The sequence below is a fragment of the Methylobacterium sp. WL103 genome (assembly GCF_008039885.1).
GTDB lineage: Bacteria > Pseudomonadota > Alphaproteobacteria > Rhizobiales > Beijerinckiaceae > Methylobacterium > Methylobacterium cerastii.
The window spans coordinates 1-425 of sequence record NZ_VRUX01001312.1 but is presented as its reverse complement, the minus strand read 5'-3'; the positions used below and the strand labels follow the sequence as shown (position 1 = coordinate 425).

The 425-nt window shown below is 75.8% G+C and carries 1 protein-coding gene; it reads left to right on the top strand.

The genetic code is table 11. From position 1 onward, the window contains the following. Positions 1-425: DUF429 domain-containing protein (locus FV222_RS29140; RefSeq protein ID WP_147816572.1), on the top strand; the 425-nt coding region annotated here is incomplete at both ends.

The following is a 425-nucleotide window of genomic DNA, read 5'->3' as shown; positions in this document are numbered from 1 at the left end:
ACCGCGCGACGGCCGGGGGACGCGCCGCCGACCGGGCTGCGCGCGCCTACCTCGGCGCCAACCGGTCGAGCGTCTTCCCGGTGCCGCCGCGGGCGGCGATCTTCGCCGACGACTACACGGCGGCCAAGGCCCTGTCGCGGGCCAACAGCGCGCCACCCTTCGCGCCCTCGATCCAATGCTTCAACATCTTCCGCTACATCCGCGCGGTGGACGACCTGCTCCACTCGCGGTCCGCGCTGACGGCGCGCCTGCACGAGGTGCATCCCGAGATCGCCTTCCGCCGCCTCAACGGCGACCGGCCGCTCGGTGCGGGCAAGAAGGGGCCGCAGCGCCAAGCCGGACTGGACCTCCGCCGGGCGCTCCTCGTCGCCGCCGGTTTGCCGGAGACGCTGGTCCACGGCGCGCGGCCGCGCGGGGTCGGGGCG